This window comes from Streptomyces sp. NPDC003027, assembly GCF_053591435.1.
Window position 1 is genome coordinate 98,513 of sequence record NZ_JBSFTU010000008.1, and the last position, 25,423, is coordinate 123,935.

The window sequence follows — 25,423 nt, forward strand, 5'->3', positions numbered from 1 at the left end:
CACACACACTCACGGACGGGCGTCCGGGAAGGTTCACGGCGGTTCGAAGTCGGATTCGGATTCAGGGCCCGGCCGCGGGGAGGTTCACGAGGCGCGGGCCTCCTCCAGGGCGGTGGGCGGCACCCGGTCGAACACGTCGTCGTAGCCGTGGGGCTCGTCCGAGTCCACCAGCAGATACGCCTGTGCCTCCCCGACGTGGAAGTACATCCCGTGCAGCGTCAGGGTCCCGTCGGCCAGCCGCCGTGCCACCGGCTCGTACGCCCGCAGATGCTCCAGCTGCTGGACCACATTGGTCAGGCAGAGCTGTTCGACGTCGTCGGCGGGCAGCCGGCCGGAGATCCGGGCCCAGGCGTGCTTGCGGCTCGCCATCCGCTCCAGGCTGGGCAGGCCGTGGCGCAGCCAGCGGCGCAGGGGGGTCTGCGGGGCGTCCGGCCGGCTGTTGAGGAGGGCCTGCATCGCGCCGCAGCCGGAGTGCCCGCACACGGTGATCGAGTCGACCCGCAGTACCTCCACCGCGTACTCGATGGCCGCCGCGACCGAGTCGTCCCCGCTCTCCTCGCCGGGCAGCGGAACGAGGTTGCCGACGTTCCGCACGGTGAACAGGTCACCGGGGCCGCTGGAGGTGATCATGCTGGTGACGAGCCGGGAGTCGGCGCAGGTGAGGAAGAGCTGCGAGGGGCTCTGGCCCTCGCGAGCGAGTCGGGCGAGCTCGTCGCGTACCAGCGGGGCGGTGTTGCGCTGGAACTTTCCGATGCCGCTGGCCAGTTGGTGACCGTTCGCGCGCCGGGTCTCGTGGGCCGGCTGTTCTCCCTGGCTGCCGCAGTGGTGGTTGCGCCAGGGCATCCAGGGCCGGCAGCAGGAATGGGGTTCGGCGTCGGGCTCGGCGATCCGGGCACCGGAGGGGCCGGCCATCTCCACCGTGCCGCCGTTGCGGACGTGGGTGGCCTGCCAGTCGTGCAACGTCTCGTAGGCGGCGTGGTCCATGAAGGAGCCGTCCAACTCGACGACCACGTGGCTTCCCTGGGGCACCTGGTGCAACGCCCGGCTCAGCCGGGGGACGGCGATGAAGGTCAACTGGCCGCGCACCCGCACCAGGTGGCGTCCGTCCTGTTCCTCGGCGGTGACGCGGGTCTTGGCGAGGCGCCCCATGGCGACGGCGGTGGCCACGGCGATGCCGAGAGCGACACCCTCCAGGATGCCGATGAGTACCACGGCACTCAGCGTCACTCCATACACGAGGACTTCGCGATGGCGGGTGACGCTGCGGATGTGGGTGATGCTCACCATCTGGATGCCGACGACCATGACGAGCGCGGCGAGCGCGGGCAGTGGGATCAGGTCGATGACGGGGACGAGGAAGAGGGCGGCGAGCACCACCCACACGCCGTGCAGCATGGTCGAGTGGCGGCTGATCGCGCCCGCCGACACATTGGCGGTGCTGCGGACGGCGACGCCCGCGACCGGCAGTCCTCCGAGCGCTCCCGAGACGATGTTCGCCGCACCCTGGCCGGCGAGTTCGCGGTCGAGGTCCGAGCGGGGGATGCCGTGCCCGTGGTCGGGGCGGGAGGCCACCAGCTTGTCGACGGCGACGGCCGAGAGCAGCGACTGCACGCTGGTGACCAGCGTGATCGTCAATACCCCGGCCGCGATGCCGAGGACCGGGCCTTCGGGCAGGCCGGGCAGGGCGTGACTGCTCCAGGAGGGCAGGTCGACGCGCGGAACGGAGAGTCCCGCGAACCCTGCGACGGCCGTCGCAAGGGCCACCGCGGCGAGCGCGGCCGGGACCTTTCGCAGCAGCAGCCCCGCCCGACCGGGCAGCTTGGGCCACAGCAGGAGGGCGGCGATGGTGAGGAGGCTGAGCGAAAGGCCCACGGGATGGAGGTCGGCCAACTGGCCGGGCAGCCCGAGGACGTTGTCCACGACGGAGCTCTGGGGGCTGCCGCCGAGCACGATGTGCAGCTGGGCGACGGCGATGGTGACGCCGATGCCGGCGAGCATGCCGTGCACGATCGCGGGCGAGACGGCGAGGGCGGAGCGGGCCACCCGCAGGGCGGCGAGGCCCAGCTGGGCGAGGCCGGCGAGGACGGTGATGGCGCAGGTGGTGCGCCAGCCGTAGATCTGGATGAGCTCGGCGGTGACCACCGTGAGTCCGGCGGCGGGGCCGCTGACCTGAAGCGGCGCGCCTCCGAGGCGGCCGACGACGATGCCGCCGACGGCGGCGGCCACCAGCCCGGCCTGGAGGGGGGCTCCGGTGGCGAGCGCGATGCCCAGGGAGAGGGGCAGCGCGATCAGGAAGACGGCGATGGACGCCGACAGGTCGGCGCCCGCGATGCGGAAGCGGCCGCCGCCCGGTGGGCTGTGGAGTCGTTTGAGGCGGGGGCCGGGCGCGGCCCGGTCGGGCGTGTGGTCAGGGGTTCGGTCGGGCGTGCGGTCGGGTGTGCAGAGGGTCATGATTCCCGTCTCCTCCGGGGCGGCGCGGTCGCGGCTCGTGCGGGACGAACAGGGGGGTCGCGGCCGTGGGGCACGGCGTGCAGCGGCGGGATGTGGTGCGCGGTTCCTCAGGCGAGTATCAACGCTGGGTAAATGGATCGTAATGGAGAGTAAAGACTGCGGCATTATTTTCGGGGCAAACAGGGCAATGATTCACCGGTTCCGGTGATAAGTCGGCGGAGTGCCGCTTGTCGTTTCATCTCTCCGGTGGCCGTGGTGCGAGGTTGGCGACGCTCGCAGAGGACGCTCGTACGGACCGAGGAGAGGTGGGCGGATGAACGCCGCCGGGAGAACGACCGCCGGGAGAGGGACTGCCGGGAGCACCGCCAGGGCGGGGGGTGCCGTCCGCGGGAGGGTGCTCGCCGTCGGCGCCCTCGCCGTCGCCCTGATCGCCGGTCTCGCCGGATGCTCGGGTTCCGAGGAGGCCCCGAAGGGCGCTCCGGGTGCCAAGAAGGCCCCTGGGGCGGCGCCGCAGAGCGCGGTGCGCCTGATCGGCGACGGATCGACCGCCTTCACCGGTGCCCAGCCGCACCAGCCCACCTGGCAGCGGCTGAAGCCGGGTCAGCAACCTCCGCAGTTCGTCGTGTTCTCGTGGGACGGCGCCGGCGAGGACAGTCAGCGGCTCTTCTCCCACTTCCGCAAGGTGGGCAAGAAGTACGACGCGACCATGACGTACTTCCTCAGCGGGGTCTACCTGCTGCCCGAGGAGAAGCGCAAGCTGTACGAACCGCCGCAGCACGCGGCCGGACGCTCGGACATCGGCTTCAACGACACCGAGGGCATCCGTGCCACCGTCCGCGAACTGCGCGGAGCCTGGCTGGAGGGCAACGAGGTCGGCACGCACTTCAACGGCCACTTCTGCGGCAAGGAGGGCGGTGTCGGCAACTGGTCCGTCGAGGACTGGAAGAGCGAGATCCGGCAGGCCAAGTCCTTCGTGAAGAACTGGAAGACGAACTCCGGGCTGACCACCGAGCAGCCCCTGCCCTTCGACTACGACAAGGAGCTGGTCGGCGCCCGCACGCCGTGCCTGGAGGGGCGCGCGAACTTTGTCCAGGCGGCGAGCCAGCTGGGCTTCCGTTACGACACCAGCGGCGTCAACGACCAGATCTGGCCGAAGAAGGACCACGGTCTGTGGGATCTGTCGATGCAGCTGGTCCCGGTCCCGGGCCGCGCGTTCCAGACGCTGTCCATGGACTACAACTTCCTGGTGAACCAGTCCGGTACGACCCAGGGCGACCCGTCGAAGCACGAGTACTGGGGCAACCAGATGCGCGACGGGCTGGTGCAGGCGTTCAACCGCTCGTACCACGGCAACCGGGCGCCGCTGATCATCGGCAACCACTTCGAGTCGTGGAACGGCGGCACGTACATGCGCGCCATCGAGCAGACGATCGCCACGGTCTGCGTCCAGAAGGACGTGAAGTGCGTGTCCTTCCGGCAGCTCGCGGACTGGCTGGACGCCCAGGACCCGGCGGTCCTCGCCAAACTGCGGACCCTGAAGGTCGGCGAGGCGCCGCAGGGCGGCTGGGCGGCCTTCCTGGCCCCCCAGCCGTCGGCTCCCGCGTCCGCGGCGCGGCCGGCCGCCCAGCAGAACTGACGCGGGCGCGGCCCGCCGAACCTAGGCGGGCTGAGTGGCGCTGAGTTCCTCGCTCAACACGAAATCGGGGTCGACCTGCGCGGCCAGGTCGGCCCCGGTCTTCGCGTTGCCCCAGCTCTCCGCGTTCTTCAGGTGGAAGTGGACCATCTGCCGCGTGTAGCGCTCCCAGTCGCGGTGGGCGTACGAATCGTCCGCCGCGTCCTGGAGGGTCTGCAGGGCCATCCGGTTGTCCGCCTCCAGGAGTTCGAAGCGGGGCGGGCGGCCCTTCTCCATCGCGCGGACCCAGTCCGAGTGGCCGACCGTGACCAGCAGGTCGTCCCCGACCTCGGCGCGCAGGAAGTCCACGTCGTCCTGGCCCTGCACCTTGTTGCCGACCACCTTGAGCGCGACCCCGAAGTCCCGCGCGTACTCCTTGTACTGGCGGTAGACGGAGACGCCCTTGCGGGTCGGCTCGGCGACGAGGAAGGTCATGTCGAAGCGGGTGAACATCCCCGAGGCGAACGAGTCGGAGCCCGCCGTCATGTCGACGACGACGTACTCGTCCTGCCCGTCCACCAGGTGGTTCAGGCACAGCTCCACCGCGCCGACCTTCGAGTGGTAGCAGGCCACCCCGAGGTCCGACTCGGTGAACGGCCCCGTCGCCATCAACCGGATGTCACCGTCGTCCAGCCGTACGGTCCGGGCACACGCCTCGTACACCGGGTTGTCCTCGCGGACCCGCAGCAGCCGCGAGCCCTCCCCGGGCGGCGTGGTCTTGATCATCGTGTCGGCGGAGGCGATCCGGGGGTTGGAGCCGCGCAGGTACTCCTTGATCAGCGGCAGGTGCGTACCCAGCGCCGGCAGGGCCGCCGCCTCCGTCTCATCGAGGCCGAGCGCGGCCCCCAAGTGCTGGTTGATGTCGGCGTCCACCGCGACGACATGGGCTTCGTTGGCGGCGAGATGACGGATGAAGAGCGAGGACAGCGTGGTCTTGCCGCTGCCGCCCTTCCCTACGAAAGCGATCTTCATGTTCACCTAGCGTAGTGCCATGATTGCGTGCCGTGGTCAAGGAGCGTGAAGAAGACCACTCCAACGTGGGGCGGCGGTCCCGGGCGCGTAGCCTCGCTACCTATGAGTACGCACGCCTCTGACCCCCTGGCCGCCCTCGGCTCCCTGCCGGGTGTCGCCGACTCGGTGGACTCCGTACGCAAGGCCGTGGACCGTGTCTACGGCCACCGAGTGATGCGCCGCCGCAGCAACGAGATCACTTCCGAGGCGGCCCTGCGCGGGGCGCGCGGCTCGGCCGCGCTGTCCGGAGCCGACTGGGCCCTCGAGGAGGTCCGCCGGCGCACCGACTTCAGCGGGGACGCCGAGGCGCGCACGGTGGGCGCGGCTCTGCGGCTGAGCGCCGAGGCGGGCCAGCTGCTCTCCATCTGGCGCCAGTCCCCGCTGCGGGTTCTCGCCCGGCTCCACCTGGTCGCCGCGGGCGAAGCCGGTCGCCCGGGGGACGGAACCGACTCCGTCGGCAGGCCGCGGCAGGCCGGTGAGACCGTCGACGAACCGCTGATCGAGGCGCCACTTCCGGATCCGGCGGAGGTCGCGGGCCGGCTCGACGGGCTCTCGGAGCTGATCATCGCGGGCGGTACGGCCCCGGCGCTGGTGACGGCGGCCGTGGTGCACGGCGAGCTGCTGGCGCTGCGCCCCTTCACCTCGTACAACGGGCTGATCGCGCGGGCCGCGGAGCGGATCGTGCTGATCGGCAGCGGTCTGGACCCCAAGTCGATCTGCCCGGCCGAGGTGGGACACGCGGAGCAGGGTCGCGCCGCCTATGTCGCGGCGTTCGAGGGGTACCTGTCCGGGACGCCGGAGGGCATGGCCGCGTGGATCGCCCACTGCGGGCGGGCGGTCGAGCTGGGGGTCCGGGAGTCGACGGCGGTGTGCGAGGCGCTCCAGCGGGGCGCCGCCTGAGGCGGGAGCTCTCCGGAGAAGGGTTGCGGCGGCACCAGCACTGGTGCCGCCGCTGGCACGTCTGCCGGGTTACCAAGCGTCCTCGATATGTGCCCATCAGGCGGGGATCTTCGCCCTTCGCCTGGTGCGGCTGGCCCGTAATCGACGGGTCGACGTCGCGTGGGTGCTCGGCTTCAGTGCTCGGTCCGTGGGGCCTTCTTGCTCAACAGGTGATCCTCTCGGATGTCCTAGGTCTCGCGGGCCTGATTCCTTTCTACTCCTGTCGGAGTCGAAGCGAAAGTGTTGGCTCCACTTCTTTGCTTTCAGCTCAAATGCGGGCAAAGCGATCGGCAAGAGCGGCGTGCCGCCGACGGTTGGCGTACCAGACGAGACCGGCGGTCGCGGCGGCCGCGCCCACCGCGGCGGCGGCGACGAGTGCGGGCCGCGGCGGCATCCTGAACCCGGGCAGCCGCTGCTTGAGGCGGACCGGCTTCTCGAAGACCAGGATCGGCCAGTCCCGGGCGATGGCCTCGCGGCGCAGCGTGCGGTCGGGATTGACCGCGTAGGGGTGGCCGACCACGTCGAGCATCGGTACGTCGGTCGCCGAATCGCTGTAGGCGTAGCAGCGTGAGAGGTCGTACCCCTCGGACTCCGCGAGCTCCCGGATCGCCTCCGCCTTGGTGGGGCCGTAGGCGTAGTACTCCACCTCGCCGGTGAAGCAGCCGTCGTCGCCGACGACCATGCGGGTCGCGACGACCCGGTCCGCGCCCAGCATCTCGCCGATCGGCTCGACGACCTCGGCTCCGGAGGTCGAGACGATCACGACGTCACGGCCCGCGGCGTGGTGCTCCTCGATGAGGGAGGCCGCCTCGTCGTAGATGAGGGGGTCGATCAGGTCGTGCAGGGTCTCGGCGACGAGCTCCTTGACCTGTGAGACGTTCCAGCCTTTGCAGAGCGCGGAAAGATATTCGCGCATCCGCTCCATCTGGTCATGGTCGGCGCCGCCCACGAGGTAGACGAACTGGATGTACGCCGTCCGCAGGACGGCACGGCGGTTGATCAGTCCGCCTTGGTAGAAGGACTTGCTGAAGGTCAACGTCGAGGACTTCGCAATGACCGTCTTGTCCAGGTCAAAGAAGGCGGCTGTGCGCGGCAAGGAGTGGTTTTCCACGAGCCTGAGCATATGTGCCCGCCATTCGGCGTACGCTCGGGCGTGTGGGTTTGCCTGAGAAGCCTCTCGGGTACACCATGGAAGTCACGGATCGTTCGCGACCGTGCTAACCCGGTCCGGCTCCTCCCCCCCCGAGTCGGCCGGAGAGACGACCCCCGCTCTCCCCCCCGGCGGGGGTCGTCGCATGTCCGGACGCGTTTTCGTCCTTCGGGCACTCATTCCCTCTCCTTCGCGGTCGCTCGTGCCGGCCGTGCGGCCGTGAAGCCGCGCCGCCTCGATTCGTCACTCACTGTAACTGTCGGGATGCTCTCCGGGAAGTACCGGTATGGGGGACGAAGTTATTCACAACGCCTGAGTTATCCACAGTTTTTGAGGAAGATCCCCACGATTTCCCGTACGGCCCCACGGTGATTCCAGCCGCGAAGTTCGCGGACAGCGGGAATCAGCGATCCGTCCCCGCCACCGGCGCGGACGGGATCACACCGACAGGGGGCGTGTGCTGTGGCGGGATCCATGACGAACGGGACTTTCGGGTCCGCGCGGTCTTCCAGGTCTTGGCGGTCTGCGAGGCATTGGCGGTCCGCGGGGTCTTCACGAGCCCCGGACCCCCGAGGCGCCTCGGCCTCTTCGAGCTCTTCGGCGTCCTCGGCTTTCCCGGTTGCTGCGGCTTCCTCGAAGTCCTCGGCCTCCTCGGCCTCCTCGACCCTCTCGCGGACGGCAGGCGGCGAGACTGCGGACGAGGGACGCAGGACGGGGCCGCTGATCGTGACCGAGGACCTCGCGCTCCTCGACGACCTGCTCAGGCTGTGCGCCGCGGCGGGGGCCGAGCCCGAGGTGCACCACACGGTGCCCGAGCGGCGGGCCGGCTGGGCCGAGGCCCCGCTCGTCCTGGTCGGTGACGACGCGGCGGTCCGCTGCCGCGGGGCCGTGCGCCGCCCGGGGGTGATCCTCGTCGGCCACGACCAGGACGATCCCGAGGTCTGGCGGCGGGCCGTCGAGATCGGCGCGGAGTGCGTGCTGCGGCTGCCCGACGCGGAGAGCTGGCTGGTCGACCGGATCGCCGACGGAGTCGAGGGCGTCGGGCGGCAGGCCCTGACCGTCGGCGTCATCGGCGGCCGCGGCGGGGCGGGCGCGTCGACGCTGGCCTGCGCCCTCGCCCTGGCGGCCGCCAGGACCGGCCGGCGCACCCTGCTGGTGGACGGAGACCCGCTCGGCGGGGGACTCGACGTCCTGCTCGGCGGCGAGCGGACGGAGGGCCGACGCTGGCCCGACTTCGCCGCCTCGCAAGGGCGGGTGGCCGGTGGTGCCCTGGAGGAATCCCTGCCGTCGGTGCGCGGGCTGCGCGTGCTCAGCTGGGACCGAGGCGACTCCGTCCTCGTGCCGCCGGAGGCGATGCGCTCGGTGCTCGCCGCGGCCCGCAGACGGGGCGGCGTGGTCGTGGTGGATCTTCCCCGCAGGGTCGACGAGGCGGTGACGGAGGCCCTCGCCCAGCTCGACCTCGGCCTTCTCGTCGTACCGGGAGAGCTGCGGGCGGTCGCGGCGGCCCACCGGGTCGCGTCACTCGCGGGGATGGTGCTGCGGGATCTGCGCGTGGTCGTGCGCGGGCCGTACGCGGCGGGGCTCGACGAGCGCTGGGTCGCGGACGCGCTGCGCCTGCCGCTCGCCGGGGAGCTGCCGCACGACGCGGGCCTCCCGGCTGCCCTGGACGCGGGCTCGCCGCCGGGCGCCGACGCGCGGGGACCGCTGGGCCGGTTCTGCGGCGAGTTCTGGGAGCGGGCGCTGGCCGCGGAGAGCGCGTCATGAGCGGCGCGGCGCGGGACCCGGGCGGCGCGGGTCTGCTGGAGGCCGTGCGGCAGCGGCTCGCGGAGAGCGGGGCAGAACCCACACCGGCGAGGGTGGCGGCCGCGCTGCGGGCCCAGGGGCGGCTGCTCGGCGACACCGAAGTCCTGGGCGCGGCCGAGGCGTTGCGCTGCGAGCTGGTCGGCACGGGGCCGCTGGAACCGCTGCTCGCCGACCCGGCGGTCACCGATGTACTGGTGTCGGCTCCCGACCGGGTCTGGGTCGACCGGGGTGGCGGCCTCGAACTCACCGGTGTCGCGTTCTCGGACGCGGCGGCGGTACGACGGCTGGCGCAGCGGCTCGCGGCGGTGGCCGGACGGCGCCTGGACGACGCCCGGCCGTGGGTGGACGCCCGGCTGCCGGACGGCACGCGGATGCACGCCGTGCTGCCGCCGGTCGCGGTCGGCTCCACCTGTCTGTCGCTCCGAGTGGTGCGGCCGAGGGCCTTCTCCCTGGGGGAGTTGACCGCGGCGGGCACCGTCCCGCCGGGCGGGGAGCGCGTGCTGCGGGCGCTGATCGACGCCAGGGTCTCGTACGTGATCAGCGGCGGCACGGGATCGGGCAAGACCACGCTGCTCTCCACCCTGCTCGGCCTGGTGGGCGACCGGGAGCGCATCGTGCTCGCCGAGGACTCCGCCGAGCTGCGTCCGGACCATCCGCATGTGGTGCGGCTGGAGGCCAGGCCGGCCAACCAGGAGGGCGCCGGCCAGGTGACCCTGCGGGACCTGGTCCGGCAGGCGCTGCGGATACGGCCGGACCGGCTGGTGGTCGGCGAGGTACGGGGCGGGGAGGCGGTCGATCTGCTCGCGGCTCTCAACACGGGTCACGAAGGCGGTTGCGGGACCGTCCACGCCAACACGGCGGCGGACGTCCCGGCTCGGCTGGAAGCGCTCGGGACGGCGGCGGGACTCGACCGGGCGGCGTTGCACAGCCAGTTGGGGGCCGGGCTCTCGGTGGTGCTCCATCTCGTGCGTGACCGGGCGGGGCGACGGCGGATCGCCGAGGTGCATGTCCTCGAACGGGACCGGGACGGACTGGTGGTGACGGTCCCCGCGCTGCGGTGGGGGGCGGGCGGGTTCGAGCCCGAGCGGGGCTGGGAGCGGCTGCGGTCGCTGATCGGGGGTGAAGCGTGGTGAGGGAGCCGTGGGTCGTGGCGCAGGGCGCGGCCGTCCTGTGCGCCGGGGCCGCGGCGTGGCGGCTGGCCGGACACGAGCGGAGCCTGCGCAGGGCACGGGTGGTGCTCGTGGGTGTGGCCGCGCCGGGGGAGCCGGGCCGTGAGCCGCCGTGGCGGGCGGTCGCCGCGCACTGGTGGGGCGCGGTGCGGGGCCGGCGGGAGTGGCTGTGCCTGCCGGTGGCGGTGGTGCTCGCCCTCCTCGGGGAGTCACCACTGCCGCTGGCGGCGGGGGCTGTCGCGGTGCCGCTGGTGGGGCGGAAGCTGCGGGCGGCGGCGTTGCGGGGGCGGCGGGAGGAGCGGGCCGCAGGGGTCGTGGCCCTGTGTGGCGCGGTCACCGCCGAGCTGAGAGCCGGGCGGCAGCCCGCGCAGGCGCTGCTCTGCGCCCTGGGGGAGGCGGGGGTGGCCGGCGCGCTGGGGGCGCGGGAGGAGGCCGCGGTGCTCGCGGCGGCACGGTTCGGCGGGGACGTGCCGGAGGCGCTGCGGCGGGCTGCCCGGCAGGACGGGGCGGACGGTCTGGCGGGGATGGCGGCCTGCTGGCAGGTGGCGGTGGACGGTGGGGCGGGTCTGGCCGCGGGGCTCGACCGGCTGGAGGCCGCCCTGCGTGAGCACCGGGACCACCGGGAGCGGATGAAGGCCCAACTGGCTGGGGCCTGGGCGACCGTGGCCGTCCTGGCGGTGCTCCCGGTGGTGGGTCTCGCGCTCGGCGCGGCGCTCGGGGCGCGTCCGCTGCACGTGCTGCTGCACACCCCGATGGGCCTGGGCTGTCTGGTCGTCGGTGTGGCCCTGGAGGCGGCCGGCCTCGGCTGGGCCGTGCGGATCGTACGAGGAGGGGAGCGGGTGTGACGGGGTCGGTGGGGGACACCGGGGTCATGGGGGAGTTCGTCCGTGGACCGGGGTCGGTGGCCGTGGCGGTCGGTGCGATCGCGTGGGTGGTCTGGGCCGCTCGGGCGATGGCCGACCGGCGGCGTGAGCGACGGACGCGGAAGCGGATCTCGGCCCTTCTGGAGGCTGGGCCCGTGCCAGGGCGGTCGCGGAGGGCCGGGTTCCCGGCCTGGTCGCGGAGGTGGGCCGCACCCGTGGTGGCCGCCGTAGCCGGCTGGGCGCTGTTCGGCGGGGTCGTCGGGTGCCTGGTGGGCGTCGGGGCGGCCTACGCCGTACGCAGGCGGTCCGCGCGGCCGGGGGCGACGGAGGGCGACGACGGGGAGGCGGCGCGCCAGTTGCCGCTCGCCGCCGATCTGCTGGCGGCCTGCGCCTCCGCGGGCGCCGGGCCGGGAGAGGCGGCGGAGGCGGTCGGACGGTCGCTGGGCGGGCCGGTGGGCGAGCGGCTGATACGGACGGCGGCCGAGCTGCGCCTGGGCGGTGAACCGGCCGACGTGTGGCGGCGTTTCGGTGCCATACCGGGCGCCGAGGGGCTGGCCCGTTGCCTGGAGCGGGCCGGTTCCTCCGGGGCGCCCGCCGCGGAGGCGATCGCGAGGCATGCGACGGGGCTGCGGGCGGAGAGCGCCCGTCGGGCGGCTGCCCGGGCGCAGCGAGCACAGGTGCTGATCACCGCGCCCGTGGGCCTGTGTTTCCTGCCCGCCTTCCTGGCGATGGGGGTGGCCCCGGTCGTGATCGGACTCGCGACCGGCCTGCTCGGGCGCTGAAAGCCGGAAGACCGTGACGAACGCGAACGCGAACGCGAACACGAACACGAACTCGGGCACGGGCACGGGCGCGAGGTCGAACAACAAACACGGACACGGACACGAATACCTATGGGGGCTGGCATGAGGAACAGGAAGAGCGGGACGGCCATGGCGACACTGCGAACGTGGTGGCGGGCTCGGGCGACGGCCCGTTCCGACAGGGGAATGACCACGTCCGAGTACGCGATGGGAACGATCGCGGCCGCGGCCTTCGCCGCTGTGCTGTACAAGATCGTGACCAGTGGCACGGTGTCGGCGGCTCTGGAGTCGGTGATCGGGAAGGCTCTCGATGCGCCGTTCTGACCGGGGCTCCGTGACCGTGGAGGCGGCGATGGCCCTGCCCGCCCTGGTGGTGTTCACCATGGCCCTCGTCTGGGCACTCGCGGCGGCCGCCGCACAGATCCAGTGTGTGGACGCGGCGCGGGCCGGGGCGAGGGCGGTTGCCCGGTCGGAGCCGGTGGCGGCGGCCGAGGCGGCCGCCAGGGCGGCGGCGCCCGAGGGCGCCACGGTGTCGGTGGAGCGTGCGGGCGAGATGTGGCGGGTGACCGTCCGGGCGCCGGCTCCGGGGCCGGGCGGGATGGGCCTCACCCTGCGCGCCGGGGCGGCCGCGCTCGCGGAGGACGGTATGGGGACGGCCGGGCCATGAGGAGCGACCGGGGGATGGCGACCGTGTGGACCGCGTTCGCGGCCTGCGTGCTCTGTGTGGTGTTCGGGGCCGTGCTGGCCCTGGGGCAGGCGGTGGCGGCCCGGCACAGAGCGGGCGGCGCCGCCGACCTGGCGGCCCTCGCCGCGGCCGACCGCGCCCTGTGGGGCGAGGGGATCGCCTGCGCGGCGGCCGTGAGGGTGGCGGAGGCACAGGGCGCCGCCGTCGCGCGGTGCTCGGTGCGGGGCGACATCGCCGATGTGACGGCGACGGTGCGCCTGGGCCCGTACACACCGGCGGTCAGGGCGCGGGCGGGGCCTCCTGGGGCGCTGCCGGGGCTTCCCGCAGCAGTTCCGTGAGAAGCCGGACGGCACCGCGCTTGTGGAGCGGATCGTTGCCGTTGCCGCACTTCGGTGACTGGATGCAGGACGGGCAGCCCGCCTCGCACTCGCAGGAGGCGATCGCCTCGCGGGTGGCCGTCAGCCACGCGCCGGCCGTGTGGAAGGCCCGCTCGGCGAAGCCGGCGCCGCCCGGGTGGCCGTCGTAGACGAAGACGGTGGGCAGCAGGGTGTCGGGGTGGAGCGGGACGGAGACCCCGCCGATGTCCCAGCGATCGCAGGTGGCGAAGAGCGGCAGCATGCCGATGGAGGCGTGCTCGGCGGCGTGCAGGGCGCCCCCGAGGATCTCCGGGTTGATCCGGGCGGCGTCCAGCTGGTCCTCGGTGACCGTCCACCACACGGCCCGGGTACGCAGGGTGCGGGGAGGCAGGTCGAGCTTGGTCTCCCCGAGCACCTCGCCGCTGATCAGGCGGCGGCGCAGGAAGGAGACGACCTGGTTGGTGACCTCGACGGAGCCGTAGCAGAGGCGGCCGGCCCCCCAGGGGATCTCGGTGTCGGTCTCCAGGACGGAGATGGCGGTGGTGTCCCGGGCGGTGGTGGAGTACGGCGGGCTCGCCTCCTCGACCAGGGCGACCGAGTCCTTCAGGTCCAGGTGCTTCACCAGATAGGTGCGGCCCTGGTGGAGGTGGACCGCGCCGTCGTGGACGGCGGTGTGGGAGGCGGCCTCGTCGACGGTGCCGAGGAGGCGGCCGGTGGCGGCCTCGACGATCTGGACCGGGTTGCCGCCCCCGCCGCGGATGTCGGTCAGGTCGGCGGCCCGCTCGCGGCGGGTCCAGAACCAGCCGCTGGAGCGCCGTCGCAGGAGTCCGGCGGCCTCCAGCTGGGGCAGCAGTTCGGGGACTGCCGGGCCGAAGAGGGCCAGGTCGGCCTCGGTCAGCGGGAGCTCCGCCGCGGCGGCGCAGAGATGGGGGGCGAGCACGTAGGGGTTGTCGGGGTCCAGCACGGTCGACTCGACCGGCTGCCGGAAGAGCGCCTCGGGATGGTGGACCAGGTAGGTGTCCAGCGGGTCGTCGCGGGCGACGAGGATCGCCAGGGCCCCCTCGCCGGAGCGGCCGGCCCGGCCGGCCTGCTGCCAGAGGGAGGCACGGGTGCCGGGGTAGCCGGCGATCACGACGGCGTCCAGGCCGGAGACGTCCACGCCCAGCTCCAGGGCGGTCGTGGCGGCCAGGCCGAGAAGCTCGCCGGAGTGCAGGGCCCGCTCCAGGGCGCGGCGCTCCTCGGGTAGATAGCCGCCCCGGTAGGCGGCCACCCGGCGGGCCAGGGAGCGGTCGACCTGGGCGAGCCGTTCCTGGGCGATGACCGAGATCAGCTCGGCGCCGCGCCGGGAGCGGACGAAGGCGACGGAGCGCACGCCCTGCACGGCGAGATCGGTGAGCAGGTCGGCCGTCTCGGCGGTGGCCGTGCGGCGCACCGGGGCGCCCTGCTCGCCGTGGAGCTCGGTCAGCGGCGGCTCCCAGAGGGCGAAGACGAGCTCGCCGCGTGGGGAGGCGTCGTCGGAGACCTCCGAGACCGGCAGACCGGTCAGTCGGCCCGCGGCCAGGGCGGGCTCGGCGGAGGTGGCGGAGGCGAGGAGGAAGACGGGGTGCGCGCCGTACCGGGCGCAGACGCGGCGCAGTCGGCGCAGCACCTGGGCGACATGGGAGCCGAAGACGCCCCGGTAGGTGTGGCACTCGTCGATCACGACGTAGCGCAGCGAGCGCAGGAAGGAGGACCACCTGGGGTGGGAGGGCAGTATGCCGCGGTGCAGCATGTCGGGGTTGGTCAGCACGTAGTTGGCGTACTGACGCACCCACTCGCGTTCCTCGACCGGCGTGTCGCCGTCGTAGACGGCTGGCCGGATCCGGTTGCCGAGCGGGGCGGCCAGCTCCCGTACGGCCCGCCGCTGGTCGGCGGCGAGCGCCTTGGTGGGGGCGAGGTAGAGGGCGGTGGTGCCTCTGCCGTTGGCCGCCTCGGAGCCGTCCAGGAGCGTGGAGAGGACCGGGGCGAGGTAGGCCAGCGACTTGCCCGAGGCCGTGCCGGTGGCGATCACGACGGATTCGCCGTCCAGGGCGCGCTCGGCGGCCTCCGCCTGGTGGGCCCAGGGGTGCTCGATCCCGGCCGTCCGGATCGCGCTGATCACTTCCGTACGGATGTGATGCGGCCAGACGGCATGCCGACCCGCCCGGGCGGGCAAGTGCTCCGTATGAGTGATGCGCGCGGCCCGGCTCTCGCCCTGTGTGAGCCGGTCGAGGACCACGCTGGGAGACGGGCGGCTGCCCGTGCTTCCGGCGGGTCCACTGGGGCGGTGATTCTTGGCCATCGGCACCGAGTGTGTCACTGGCATGACGGACAATGCTCCCAAGGCGTCGTGCATGGCTGCAGGTAAGTGATTGAATGCCATCGCGGCTGGCGATGCCGTCCCCCGACTCCGCCCGGAGACCCGAGGGGCGACCGCCCGATAGCAAGGTGCTGGAGGATCCGTGGACCTGTCCCTGTCGACTCGCAATGTGTCCGGCCCGAGCGGCGACCGTACGGTCGTCGAGGTCGGTGGCGAGATTGATGTGTATACCGCGCCCAAGCTGCGCGAGCAGTTGGTCGAGTTGGTGAACGACGGCAGTTACCACCTGGTCGTCGACATGGAGGGCGTGGACTTCCTCGACTCGACCGGTCTCGGCGTGCTCGTGGGTGGACTGAAGCGCGTGCGCGCGCATGAGGGTTCGCTGCGTCTGGTCTGCAACCAGGAGCGCATTCTCAAGATTTTCCGGATCACCGGTCTCACCAAGGTGTTCCCGATCCACACCACGGTCGACGAGGCCGTCAACGCCACCGACTGAGGTCGGAAGAAGGTCGAGGAGAGCCGGGCCGGCCAGGCCCGGTCCTCCGAGTTGCCCGCCCAACCTTCTCTGAGGGGGACCGCATGGCCACCGTCGAACTCCGCTTCAGCGCCCAGCCCGAGCATGTCCGCACGGCCCGCCTGGTGGCGGCCGCTGTGGCGCGCCGGGCCGGGGTCGACGAGGCGGTGCTCGACGAGGTCAGACTCGCCGTGGGCGAGGCGTGTTCCCGCGCGGTCGGGCTGCACCGCAGCCATGGTGTGACCACCCCCGTCCGGGTCGTGCTGACCGAGGAGGAGAAGACGTTCTCCATCGAGGTCGGCGACGAGGTGCCGGGCGCCGGGGTGGCGGCGGCCGATGCCGTCGGTGTGCCCGGGGCGCGGTCAGCGGCGCCGGCCGAGGAGTTCGACGACGCGGACGGTGAGGACGAGATGGGTCTCGCGGTGATCCGCGGGCTCGTCGACGACGTCGAGGTCAGCGCCGGCCAGGAAGGCGGAGTCCTCCGCATGACCTGGCCGACGACCCCGGCGGCCGCCCTCCCCTGACCCGGCCCGCCCCAACCTGACGCGGACCCGACACGAAGACCCGACGTGACGGAATGCGATAAGAGGCCCTGCCGAGCAGGGCCTCTTGTCATTTCTCTAGATCATGGATCATGTGTCAATGCTTTTGCCCCATTACTGCGTCCGGTGGGGAAGAGTGAGGCAATGGGGAATTCCATTTGCGGCGCCCTGTTTTGATCAGGTTCCGCTCCCTACAATCCGTCCACATCTTGAGCTCGCAACGTCAAGGAGGACGAATGGCGGGGCTCTTCAACCCAGAACTGGCCGGACACCCCACTTCTCTCGCCGCCGCGGTACTCACCGACGGAAACCGCACGATCGTGATCGTCATCGCGGCCGTCGCGCTCGCGGCCCTGCTCGTCGCCCAGCTGCTGGTCCGTCAGGTGCTCGCGGCCGGCGAGGGCACCGACGCGATGAAGAAGATCGCGGCCGCCGTGCAGGAAGGCGCGAATGCCTATCTCGCCCGGCAGTTGCGCACTCTGGCGGTCTTCGCCGTCGTCGTGTTCTTCCTGCTGATGCTGCTTCCGGCCGACAACTGGTCGCAGCGCGCCGGGCGTTCCCTCTTCTTCCTGTTGGGCGCCCTTTTCTCGGCGGCCACCGGATACATCGGCATGCGGCTCGCCGTACGAGCGAATGTGCGAGTGGCCGCCGCGGCCCGGGAGGCTACTCCCGCGCCCGGTGAACCGGAAAAGGATCTGACGGCCGTCTCGCACAAGGCCATGAAGATCGCTTTCCGCACGGGCGGAGTGGTCGGCATGTTCACCGTCGGCCTCGGCCTGCTCGGCGCGTCCTGTGTGGTCCTCGTCTACGCCGCCGACGCCCCCAAGGTCCTGGAGGGCTTCGGCCTGGGCGCGGCGCTCATCGCCATGTTCATGCGTGTCGGCGGCGGCATCTTCACCAAGGCCGCCGATGTCGGCGCCGACCTCGTCGGCAAGGTCGAACAGGGCATCCCGGAGGACGACCCGCGCAACGCCGCCACCATCGCGGACAACGTGGGCGACAACGTCGGCGACTGCGCCGGCATGGCCGCCGACCTCTTCGAGTCGTACGCGGTGACACTCGTCGCCGCACTCATCCTCGGCAAGGCGGCCTTCGGCGACCTCGGGCTCGCCTTCCCTCTGATCGTGCCGGCGATCGGCGTGGTCACCGCGATGATCGGCATCTTCGCGGTCGCCCCGCGGCGCGCCGACCGCAGCGGGATGACCGCCATCAACCGCGGCTTCTTCATCTCCGCGGTGATCTCGCTCGCGCTCGTCGCCGTCGCCGTCTACGCCTACCTGCCGTCGTCCTTCGCCGACCTCAAGGGCGTCACCGAGCCCGGCATCCAGGCCCACGCCGGCGACCCGCGGATCTTCGCCCTGGTCGCCGTCGCCATCGGCATCGTCCTGGCCGCGCTGATCCAGCAGCTCACCGGATACTTCACCGAGACCGACCGGCGTCCCGTCAGGGACATCGGAAAGTCCTCCCTCACCGGCCCCGCCACCGTCGTCCTCGCCGGCATCTCCATCGGCCTGGAGTCCGCCGTCTACACCGCCCTGCTGATCGGCCTCGGCGTCTACGGCGCCTTCCTGCTCGGCGGCACCTCCATCATGCTGGCCCTGTTCGCCGTCGCCCTGGCAGGCACCGGCCTTCTCACCACCGTCGGCGTGATCGTCGCCATGGACACCTTCGGCCCCGTCTCCGACAACGCCCAGGGCATCGCCGAGATGTCCGGCGACGTCCAGGGCGCGGGCGCGCAGGTCCTCACCGACCTCGACGCCGTCGGCAACACCACCAAGGCGATCACCAAGGGCATCGCCATCGCCACCGCCGTCCTGGCGGCCGCGGCACTCTTCGGCTCCTACCGCGACGCGATCGCCACGGCGGTCGCCGACGTCGGGGCCAGGGCCACCGAGATGAACCTCACGATGGACATCTCCCAGCCCAACAACCTCTTCGGACTGATCCTCGGCGCCGCGGTCGTCTTCCTCTTCTCGGGACTCGCGATCAACGCCGTGTCGCGGTCCGCCGGAGCCGTCGTCTACGAGGTGCGGCGGCAGTTCCGCGAACACCCCGGGATCATGGACTACACCGAGAAGCCGGAGTACGGGCGCGTCGTCGACATCTGCACCAAGGACGCGCTGCGTGAACTCGCCACGCCCGGGCTGCTCGCCGTGATGGCACCGATCGCGGTCGGCTTCTCGCTCGGCGTGGGCGCCCTCGGCGCGTATCTCGCCGGAGCCATCGGCACGGGCGCGCTGATGGCCGTCTTCCTCGCCAACTCCGGCGGAGCCTGGGACAACGCCAAGAAGCTCGTCGAGGACGGCCACCACGGCGGCAAGGGCAGCGACGCCCATGCCGCGACCGTCATCGGCGACACGGTCGGCGACCCGTTCAAGGACACCGCGGGCCCGGCGATCAACCCGCTCCTGAAGGTGATGAACCTGGTCGCGCTGCTGATCGCACCGGCGGTGGTGCAGTTCAGCTTCGGCGTCGACGCCAGCGCGGGACTGCGGGCGTTGATCGCGACCCTCGCGGTGGTCGTCATCATCGGCGCGGTCTACGTCTCGAAACGGCGCTCCGTGGCCGTGGGTGACGAAGACAACGCCGGTGATCGGAGGGCGCCGTCGCCGGACGCGCCGGTGGCGCCGTAACGGCTGGTCAAAAAGGGAGGCGGGCGGCGCGGTCTGACGCGCCGTCCGCTTCTCGCGTCGGTGACGTGAGGCGTGTCTCCCTTGGTGCAAAAGGCTGCAATCCATGATGAAACAGTCGTACGAAAGGTGGATCTCTCCCGCTTGGCGTGTATGTTCCGGGGCCGAGAGCCTTGGAAGGGACCGATCCGGTGAACAAGAAGCTTGCAGCCGCACTGTCCGGCGGCGCGGTGCTCGTGCTCGCGCTGTCCGGGTGCGCCGACGAGGGTGACAAGGTAAACGACTGGGCCAAGACGGTCTGCGACCAGGCGAAGCCCCAGATCCAGAAGCGGGCCGACGCCCAGCAGCTGATCATCTCGACGGCCGCGGACGGAAAGCCCGCGGACATCCAGGCCGCCGACTCGAAGGCGTTCAAGGACATCGCCGACGCCGACCGGGCGCTCGCCAAGGCCATCGAAGGTGCCGGGGCGCCGCCCGTCGAGAACGGCGAGAAGGTGCAGCAGGACGCGATCAAGGAACTCAACGCGACCGCGGTCGCGTACGAGGGGCTGAAGAAGCAGGTCGACGCGCTCGACCCGGGCAATCAGCAGAAGTTCGCGGACGGGCTGCAGGGCGTCGCCGACGGTCTGAAGAAGATCGAGAAGATGGACCAGGACGCGCTGGCGAAGCTCCAGGGCGGCGAACTGGGCACGGCGATGGCGAAGCAGCCGGGCTGCCAGAAGGCGAAGCCGTCCAGCCCGGCCGCCAATCCGGGCTCGACGCCCTCGAAGGACGCGGGGACGGCGAAGCCGGCGCCGGCCGCGAGCCGGAGCGCGGAGTAGCACGAAGCACGCCGAAGCGCGCGTCCGGCGCGGCCTGTGCGCCCATGCCCCTCGTCGACGCGCGCGTGCGGCGCGTGTTTCGGGTCCTGCGATCAGGTTCTGCGCCGTTGGCCCTCGCCGACGCGCGCGTGCGGCGCCGGCCTTGCGGGGACGGCCTCGGTCCCCGGGCCTGGGCCGCTGTCCCCGACCGGCCGCGCCGACCCGTCCCCCGCGGACGGGTCGGACGGGGAATGTCGGTGGGGGCCGTCACAATGGGCGGGTGAGTACGACCAGCTTGACCACCAGCCTTCCCGTGCCCGCGCACGCCGCCCGACTGCGCGAGGCGCTGCTCGCCGCCGACTTCACCGCCGACGGTCTGCTCGAGCTCCTCGGCGCCCCCGCCTACGCGGCGCTCGCCCGCAGCGAGACCGTGCCCGCGCTGCGCGCCACCCGGGGCGACTCCCCGCTGGAGGCCCTCGTCCGGCTGTTCCTGCTCCAAGGGGCCGTCCCCGTCGAGCGGGCCGCCGCCGCGCTTCCGTTGGAGGAGGCCCTGGCCGACGGCTGGGTACGGGAGTCGGAGGGCGAGGTCCGGGCCACCGTCGACGTACGGCCGTACGGCGGGCCTGAGGGGCAGGACTGGTTCATCGTCTCCGACCTTGGGTGCGCGGTCGGCGGAGCCGGCGGAATCGGCAGGAAGGACGAGGGCGTCGTCCTCGGCGTCGGCGGGGCCTCCACGACCCTCGCCGGCATCACCGTCCGCACGCCCGTGTCCTCCGCGCTCGACCTCGGCACCGGCTCCGGGATCCAGGCCCTGCACGCCGCCCAGCACGCCACCCTGGTGACCGCGACCGATCTCAACCCGCGCGCCCTGGACTTCACTCGGCTCACGCTCGCGCTCTCCGGCGCCCGCGAGGCCGAGCTGCTCCAAGGCTCGCTCTTCGAGCCCGTCGACGGCGACACGTACGACCTGATCGTCTCCAACCCGCCGTTCGTCATCTCCCCCGGCGCCCGGCTGACCTACCGCGACGGCGGGATGGGCGGGGACGACCTGTGCCGGACGCTCGTGCAGGAGGCCGGGGAGCGGCTCAACGACGGCGGATTCGCGCAGTTCCTCGCCAACTGGCAGCACGTGGAGGGCGAGGAGTGGCAGGACCGGCTGCGCTCCTGGGTGCCGCTCGGCTGCGACGCCTGGATCGTGCAGCGCGAGGTCCAGGACATCACCCAGTACGCCGAGCTGTGGCTGCGCGACAGCGGTGACCACCGGGAGGACCCGCGGCGCTACAACGAGCGGTACGCGGCGTGGCTGGACGAGTTCGAGGCCCGAGGGACCAAGGCCGTCGGCTTCGGCTGGATCACCCTGCGCAAGAACGCCGCCGTCGCCTCCGGCGCGGTGGAGCCGTCGATCGTGATCGAGGAGTGGCCCCACCCGGTCGAACAGCCGCTCGGGGACACCGTGCGGGCCCACTTCGAGCGCCAGGACTATCTGCGGGCCCACGACGACGCCGCCCTGCTGGCCGAGCACTTCGTCCTCGCGCCCGAGGTGGTGCAGGAGCAGGTCGGGCTGCCGGGCGCCGAGGACCCGGAGCACGTCGTACTGCGGCAGAACCGCGGGATGCGTCGCGCCACCAAGGTGGATCACGTCGGGGCCGGTTTCGCGGGCGTGTGCGACGGGTCGCTCAGCGCGGGCCGCATCCTCGACGCGATCGGACAGTTGATGGGCGAGGACCCGGTGCTGCTGCGGGACCGCACCCCGCAGGCGATCCGGCTCCTCGTGGAGGAGGGCTTCCTGCTGCCGGCCGGCGACGCGAGCGGCGCCTGACAGGCAGGCGGCGCCTGACAGGCGAGCGGCGCCTGACACGGACCTGACGAGCACGGAACGAGCCCTCGACGGGGCCGAACCAGCCTCCCTCAGAGCCCCGGCGAGGTTCCGTTTCCTTCCCGTCGCCCGCCCCGTCGTGGTCGGCGGAGCCGCCTCCCGCCGCACCCGTCCCCGCTCGGCGGCACTACCCGTGTTCCTGGGAACGCCGCTGGTAGGGACGCTGCTCAGGTCTTCTTCCGGGTCGTCCACGGCGGGGCGGACGGCGTCGTCGGCGGACGGTTCCCCCCGGCCCGCGGCGCCATGCCGACGGCTTCCGCCTGAAGCGGGTCGCCGGACAGTTCGCCGGACGGTTCGCCGGTCCGTTTGTCGGTGAGTACCGGCCATCTTCGTGAAACCGACCGGCGCGCCCGCGCCGTTCACCCGGAATTCGCGCCCTCGACGCCGGAAGGTGCCAACCTCTGCCCCAGTGATGACCGGGGCATGACGGACGAACGGGGTGCGGACCATGGAGAGCGTGCCTGCGATCTTCGCGGGAACGGCGTTCGCGCTGTTCGGGGCCGCGCTGCTGCTCTGGACGGGGGTGCGCGTGATGCACCGCGAGCCCGTGGCGCTCGGCGTCGCGCCGGGGTCGGCGGCCGCCCTCACGACGCTCTTCGGCGCCGCCTCCCTCCTTCTCGGCCTCTGGTGCTTCGGACGCCTCTGACGAGATCATCCGCACCCCTCCGCCCCGCCCGACCCTGAGTCCGGGCGGCAGGAATGCCAGAAGTCGGGTTACCGTTCGAGTGGCCGTTGCGGGCTTTCACCGTTTGACACGGGGGCGGGTTGTACCGTCACACTCCGCAGCGACGGCAGCGTCACCGCACGTGCCGCTGCCATGAGTGCCAGGGCCAGTGCCGTACGTCACCACGTGCGTACGTGCCACCGAGCGTCGACCGGAGAGAAGAGCGAAGTTGTCCCCGACCAGCGAGACCGCACAGGGCGGCCGCCGACTCGTCATCGTCGAGTCGCCTGCCAAGGCGAAGACGATCAAGGGCTACCTCGGCCCCGGATACGTCGTCGAGGCGAGCGTCGGGCACATCCGCGACCTCCCCAGCGGCGCCGCCGAGGTGCCCGAGAAGTACACCGGCGAGGTACGCCGGCTCGGAGTCGACGTAGAACACGACTTCCAGCCGATCTACGTCGTCAACGCCGACAAGAAGGCGCAGGTCAGGAAGCTCAAGGAGCAGCTGGCCCAGGCCGACGAACTCTTCCTCGCCACCGATGAGGACCGCGAGGGCGAAGCCATCGCGTGGCACCTCCTGGAGGTGCTGAAGCCCAAGGTCCCGGTCCACCGGATGGTCTTCCACGAGATCACCAAGGACGCGATCCGGGCCGCCGTCGAGAACCCGCGCGAGCTGAACAAGCGCATGGTCGACGCCCAGGAGACCCGCCGCATCCTGGACCGGCTCTACGGCTACGAGGTCTCGCCGGTCCTGTGGAAGAAGGTCATGCCCCGGCTGTCGGCCGGCCGTGTGCAGTCCGTCGCCACCCGACTCGTCGTCGAGCGGGAGCGAGAGCGCATCGCGTTCCGCTCCGCCGAGTACTGGGACCTGACCGGCACCTTCTCCACCGGCCGCGCCGGTGACCCGTCCGACCCGTCGTCGCTGGTCGCGCGCCTCGCGACGGTCGACGGCCGGAGGGTCGCCCAGGGCCGTGACTTCGGCGCCGACGGACAGCTGAAGTCCGGGCAGGTGCTCCACCTCGACGAGGAGAACGCACGGGCGCTCGCCGCCGCGCTCGCCGACACCTCGTTCGCCGTCCGCTCCGTCGAGTCCAAGCCGTACCGCCGCTCCCCGTACGCCCCGTTCCGGACCACCACCCTCCAGCAGGAGGCGAGCCGCAAGCTGGGCTTCGGTGCGAAGGCGACCATGCAGGTCGCGCAGAAGCTGTACGAGAACGGCTTCATCACCTACATGCGTACGGACTCGACGATCCTGTCGGACACCGCCGTCTCGGCGGCCCGGGCGCAGGTCACGCAGCTGTACGGCGCCGACTACCTGCCGGAGAAGCCGCGGGTCTACGCGGGCAAGGTCAAGAACGCGCAGGAGGCGCACGAGGCGATTCGCCCTTCGGGTGATCGTTTCCGCACCCCGGCGGAGACCGGTCTGACCGGTGACCAGTTCCGGCTCTACGAGCTGATCTGGAAGCGGACCGTCGCCTCCCAGATGAAGGACGCGACCGGCAACTCCGTCACCGTGAAGATCGGCGGCCGCGCCGCCGACGGCCGGGACGCGGAGTTCAGCGCCTCCGGCAAGACGATCACCTTCCACGGCTTCATGAAGGCGTATGTGGAGGGGGCCGACGACCCCAACGCGGAGCTCGACGACCGCGAGCGCCGGCTGCCGCAGGTCGCCGAGGGCGACGCGCTGTCGGCCGAGGAGATCACCGTCGACGGCCACGCGACCAAGCCGCCGGCCCGCTACACCGAGGCCTCGCTGGTCAAGGAGCTGGAAGAGCGCGAGATCGGCCGCCCGTCGACGTACGCGTCGATCCTCGGCACGATCCTCGACCGCGGCTATGTGTTCAAGAAGGGCACGGCGCTCGTGCCGTCGTTCCTCTCCTTCGCCGTGGTCAACCTCCTGGAGAAGCACTTCGGCCGGCTCGTCGACTACGACTTCACCGCCAGGATGGAGGACGACCTCGACCGCATCGCGCGGGGCGAGGCCCAGGCCGTGCCGTGGCTGAAGCGCTTCTACTTCGGTGAGGGCGGGTCCGGGAGCGCCTCCGGCGGAGCCGCCGACGCGGGCAACGGCGACGGTGACCACCTCGGCGGTCTCAAGGAGCTGGTGACCGACCTCGGCGCCATCGACGCCCGGGAGATCTCCTCCTTCCCGGTCGGGGACGGCATCATGCTGCGCGTCGGCCGGTACGGCCCGTACGTCGAGCGCGGTGAGAAGGACTCCGACGAGCACCAGCGCGCGGACGTTCCGGACGACCTCGCCCCGGACGAGCTGACGGTCGAGTACGCGGAGGAGCTGCTCGCCAAGCCGAGCGGTGACTTCGAGCTCGGCACCGACCCGGTCAGCGGGAACCAGATCGTCGCCAAGGACGGGCGGTACGGCCCGTACGTCACCGAGATCCTGCCCGAGGGCACGCCGAAGACCGGCAAGAACGCGGTGAAGCCGCGGACGGCCTCGCTCTTCAAGTCGATGTCCCTGGACACGGTGACGCTCGAGGACGCGCTGAAGCTGATGTCCCTGCCGCGTGTGGTGGGCACGGACGCGGAAGGCGTCGAGATCACGGCGCAGAACGGCCGCTACGGCCCGTACCTGAAGAAGGGCACGGACTCCCGGTCGCTGACGGACGAGGAGCAGCTCTTCACGATCACGCTGGAGGAGGCGCTCGCGATCTACGCGCAGCCCAAGCAGCGTGGCCGGGCCGCGGCCAAGCCGCCGCTGAAGGAGCTGGGTGTCGACCCGGTCAGCGAGAAGCCGGTCGTGGTGAAGGACGGGCGCTTCGGTCCGTACGTCACCGACGGCGAGACGAACGCGACCCTGCGGACCGGCGACAGCGTGGAGACGATCACGCCGGAGCGCGGGTTCGAGCTGCTCGCGGAGAAGCGGGCCAAGGCCCCGGCGAAGAAGACGGCCAAGAAGGCGCCCGCGAAGAAGACGGCCGCCAAGAAGACCGCGGCGAAGAAGGCCGCGCCCGCCAAGAAGACGGCGGCGAAGAAGACGGCCACGAAGACGGCCACGAAGAAGACGACGACGGCGAAGACCGCCACGGCGAAGACCGCCGCCACGAAGACGGCGGCGGCGAAGCCGGAGTAGTACGGCGGGAGCGGTGCCGGAGTATTCGGCGGGAGCCGGAGCGGTGCCGGACGTGCGCGGAGGGGCGGG

20 protein-coding genes are annotated in these 25,423 nt (G+C 72.0%); 16 read left to right on the forward strand and 4 right to left on the reverse strand.

Translation table 11 applies throughout. The features are described from left to right. Positions 1–84 precede the first annotated feature (84 nt). Complete coding sequence (locus ACWDX6_RS08985) at positions 85–2,451, reverse strand: bifunctional SulP family inorganic anion transporter/carbonic anhydrase (protein ID WP_451484260.1); 2,367 nt, start codon at positions 2,449–2,451, stop codon at positions 85–87. A 313-nt stretch (positions 2,452–2,764) separates the two neighbouring features. Here ACWDX6_RS08985 and ACWDX6_RS08990 point away from each other — a divergent pair, with 313 nt between their 5' ends. Further along, entirely contained in the window at positions 2,765–4,087 is a 1,323-nt protein-coding gene (locus tag ACWDX6_RS08990) for a hypothetical protein (RefSeq protein ID WP_451484261.1), read from the forward strand. Positions 4,088–4,108: 21 nt separating this feature from the next. Here the strand turns inward: ACWDX6_RS08990 and ACWDX6_RS08995 are convergent, their stop codons facing one another. Next, entirely contained in the window at positions 4,109–5,095 is a 987-nt protein-coding gene (locus ACWDX6_RS08995; RefSeq protein WP_451484262.1) for an ATP-binding protein, read from the reverse strand. Between the two features lie 102 nt (positions 5,096–5,197). Here ACWDX6_RS08995 and ACWDX6_RS09000 point away from each other — a divergent pair, with 102 nt between their 5' ends. After that, positions 5,198–6,034, forward strand: coding sequence for an oxidoreductase (locus ACWDX6_RS09000; RefSeq protein ID WP_451484263.1), 837 nt, complete (start codon positions 5,198–5,200; stop codon positions 6,032–6,034). Between the two features lie 307 nt (positions 6,035–6,341). On the opposite strand, the gene ACWDX6_RS09005 is transcribed toward ACWDX6_RS09000, so the two are convergent. After that, the gene (locus ACWDX6_RS09005) at positions 6,342–7,196 is read right to left on the reverse strand and encodes an HAD family hydrolase (protein ID WP_403293725.1); all 855 of its coding nucleotides are present in this window, start codon (positions 7,194–7,196) and stop codon (positions 6,342–6,344) included. 747 nt (positions 7,197–7,943) lie between these two features. Here ACWDX6_RS09005 and ssd point away from each other — a divergent pair. The 7 genes from ssd to ACWDX6_RS09040 all read left to right on the forward strand — a co-directional run bounded on the left by ssd (position 7,944) and on the right by ACWDX6_RS09040 (position 12,884). Next, complete coding sequence (ssd, locus tag ACWDX6_RS09010) at positions 7,944–8,987, forward strand: septum site-determining protein Ssd (protein ID WP_451484334.1); 1,044 nt, start codon at positions 7,944–7,946, stop codon at positions 8,985–8,987. Further along, on the forward strand, positions 8,984–10,159 hold the full coding sequence (locus ACWDX6_RS09015; RefSeq protein ID WP_451484264.1) for a TadA family conjugal transfer-associated ATPase: 1,176 nt from the start codon (positions 8,984–8,986) through the stop codon (positions 10,157–10,159). Before ssd ends, ACWDX6_RS09015 begins: the two co-directional genes overlap by 4 nt. After that, entirely contained in the window at positions 10,156–11,040 is an 885-nt protein-coding gene (locus tag ACWDX6_RS09020) for a type II secretion system F family protein (protein WP_451484265.1), read from the forward strand. The genes ACWDX6_RS09015 and ACWDX6_RS09020 overlap by 4 nt, the downstream gene beginning before the upstream one ends. Before the next feature lie 233 nt (positions 11,041–11,273). Beyond that, complete coding sequence (locus ACWDX6_RS09025) at positions 11,274–11,840, forward strand: type II secretion system F family protein (RefSeq protein ID WP_451484266.1); 567 nt, start codon at positions 11,274–11,276, stop codon at positions 11,838–11,840. 150 nt (positions 11,841–11,990) lie between these two features. After that, positions 11,991–12,185 carry a DUF4244 domain-containing protein gene (locus ACWDX6_RS09030; RefSeq protein ID WP_451484267.1) on the forward strand — a complete coding sequence of 65 codons (195 nt, stop codon included), beginning with the start codon at positions 11,991–11,993 and terminating at the stop codon, positions 12,183–12,185. After that, a complete protein-coding gene (locus tag ACWDX6_RS09035; RefSeq protein WP_451484268.1) occupies positions 12,172–12,528 on the forward strand; it encodes a TadE family type IV pilus minor pilin in 357 nt (118 codons plus the stop codon). The genes ACWDX6_RS09030 and ACWDX6_RS09035 overlap by 14 nt, the downstream gene beginning before the upstream one ends. A 14-nt stretch (positions 12,529–12,542) precedes the next feature. Beyond that, positions 12,543–12,884, forward strand: coding sequence for an Rv3654c family TadE-like protein (locus ACWDX6_RS09040; protein ID WP_451484269.1), 342 nt, complete (start codon positions 12,543–12,545; stop codon positions 12,882–12,884). Here the strand turns inward: ACWDX6_RS09040 and ACWDX6_RS09045 are convergent. Continuing rightward, complete coding sequence (locus ACWDX6_RS09045; protein ID WP_451484270.1) at positions 12,826–15,303, reverse strand: DEAD/DEAH box helicase; 2,478 nt, start codon at positions 15,301–15,303, stop codon at positions 12,826–12,828. The two genes, ACWDX6_RS09040 and ACWDX6_RS09045, sit on opposite strands and share 59 nt — an antisense overlap. Positions 15,304–15,382: 79 nt before the next feature. Between ACWDX6_RS09045 and ACWDX6_RS09050 the strand changes: the two genes are divergently transcribed. From ACWDX6_RS09050 to topA, 7 genes are all read left to right on the forward strand, one after another. Beyond that, on the forward strand, positions 15,383–15,736 hold the full coding sequence (locus ACWDX6_RS09050) for an STAS domain-containing protein (protein WP_137988538.1): 354 nt from the start codon (positions 15,383–15,385) through the stop codon (positions 15,734–15,736). A gap of 83 nt (positions 15,737–15,819) precedes the next feature. Then, entirely contained in the window at positions 15,820–16,278 is a 459-nt protein-coding gene (locus tag ACWDX6_RS09055) for an ATP-binding protein (protein WP_451484271.1), read from the forward strand. A gap of 254 nt (positions 16,279–16,532) precedes the next feature. Next, positions 16,533–18,929 carry a sodium-translocating pyrophosphatase gene (locus tag ACWDX6_RS09060; protein ID WP_451484272.1) on the forward strand — a complete coding sequence of 799 codons (2,397 nt, stop codon included), beginning with the start codon at positions 16,533–16,535 and terminating at the stop codon, positions 18,927–18,929. Positions 18,930–19,117: 188 nt separating this feature from the next. Beyond that, positions 19,118–19,747 carry a small secreted protein gene (locus ACWDX6_RS09065; RefSeq protein ID WP_451484273.1) on the forward strand — a complete coding sequence of 210 codons (630 nt, stop codon included), beginning with the start codon at positions 19,118–19,120 and terminating at the stop codon, positions 19,745–19,747. Between the two features lie 259 nt (positions 19,748–20,006). Beyond that, the gene (locus tag ACWDX6_RS09070) at positions 20,007–21,545 is read left to right on the forward strand and encodes a DUF7059 domain-containing protein (protein ID WP_451484274.1); all 1,539 of its coding nucleotides are present in this window, start codon (positions 20,007–20,009) and stop codon (positions 21,543–21,545) included. Between the two features lie 505 nt (positions 21,546–22,050). Further along, entirely contained in the window at positions 22,051–22,248 is a 198-nt protein-coding gene (locus tag ACWDX6_RS09075) for a hypothetical protein (protein WP_451484275.1), read from the forward strand. Positions 22,249–22,495: 247 nt separating this feature from the next. After that, positions 22,496–25,354 (forward strand): type I DNA topoisomerase, encoded by a 2,859-nt coding sequence (topA, locus tag ACWDX6_RS09080; RefSeq protein WP_451484276.1) that lies wholly within the window; start codon positions 22,496–22,498, stop codon positions 25,352–25,354. Positions 25,355–25,423: the final 69 nt, after the last annotated feature.

What these genes read in the sequence shown, in the direction of transcription:
- ACWDX6_RS08985 (WP_451484260.1), bottom strand. Translation starts at nt 2,451, where the DNA reads ATGACCCTCTGCACACCCGACCGCACGCCCGACCGAACCCCTGACCAC.
- ACWDX6_RS08990 (WP_451484261.1), top strand. Translation starts at nt 2,765, where the DNA reads ATGAACGCCGCCGGGAGAACGACCGCCGGGAGAGGGACTGCCGGGAGC.
- ACWDX6_RS08995 (WP_451484262.1), bottom strand. Translation starts at nt 5,095, where the DNA reads ATGAAGATCGCTTTCGTAGGGAAGGGCGGCAGCGGCAAGACCACGCTG.
- ACWDX6_RS09000 (WP_451484263.1), top strand. Translation starts at nt 5,198, where the DNA reads ATGAGTACGCACGCCTCTGACCCCCTGGCCGCCCTCGGCTCCCTGCCG.
- ACWDX6_RS09005 (WP_403293725.1), bottom strand. Translation starts at nt 7,196, where the DNA reads ATGCTCAGGCTCGTGGAAAACCACTCCTTGCCGCGCACAGCCGCCTTC.
- ACWDX6_RS09015 (WP_451484264.1), top strand. Translation starts at nt 8,984, where the DNA reads ATGAGCGGCGCGGCGCGGGACCCGGGCGGCGCGGGTCTGCTGGAGGCC.
- ACWDX6_RS09030 (WP_451484267.1), top strand. Translation starts at nt 11,991, where the DNA reads ATGGCGACACTGCGAACGTGGTGGCGGGCTCGGGCGACGGCCCGTTCC.
- ACWDX6_RS09035 (WP_451484268.1), top strand. Translation starts at nt 12,172, where the DNA reads ATGCGCCGTTCTGACCGGGGCTCCGTGACCGTGGAGGCGGCGATGGCC.
- ACWDX6_RS09040 (WP_451484269.1), top strand. Translation starts at nt 12,543, where the DNA reads ATGGCGACCGTGTGGACCGCGTTCGCGGCCTGCGTGCTCTGTGTGGTG.
- ACWDX6_RS09045 (WP_451484270.1), bottom strand. Translation starts at nt 15,303, where the DNA reads ATGGCATTCAATCACTTACCTGCAGCCATGCACGACGCCTTGGGAGCA.
- ACWDX6_RS09055 (WP_451484271.1), top strand. Translation starts at nt 15,820, where the DNA reads ATGGCCACCGTCGAACTCCGCTTCAGCGCCCAGCCCGAGCATGTCCGC.
- ACWDX6_RS09060 (WP_451484272.1), top strand. Translation starts at nt 16,533, where the DNA reads ATGGCGGGGCTCTTCAACCCAGAACTGGCCGGACACCCCACTTCTCTC.
- ACWDX6_RS09075 (WP_451484275.1), top strand. Translation starts at nt 22,051, where the DNA reads ATGGAGAGCGTGCCTGCGATCTTCGCGGGAACGGCGTTCGCGCTGTTC.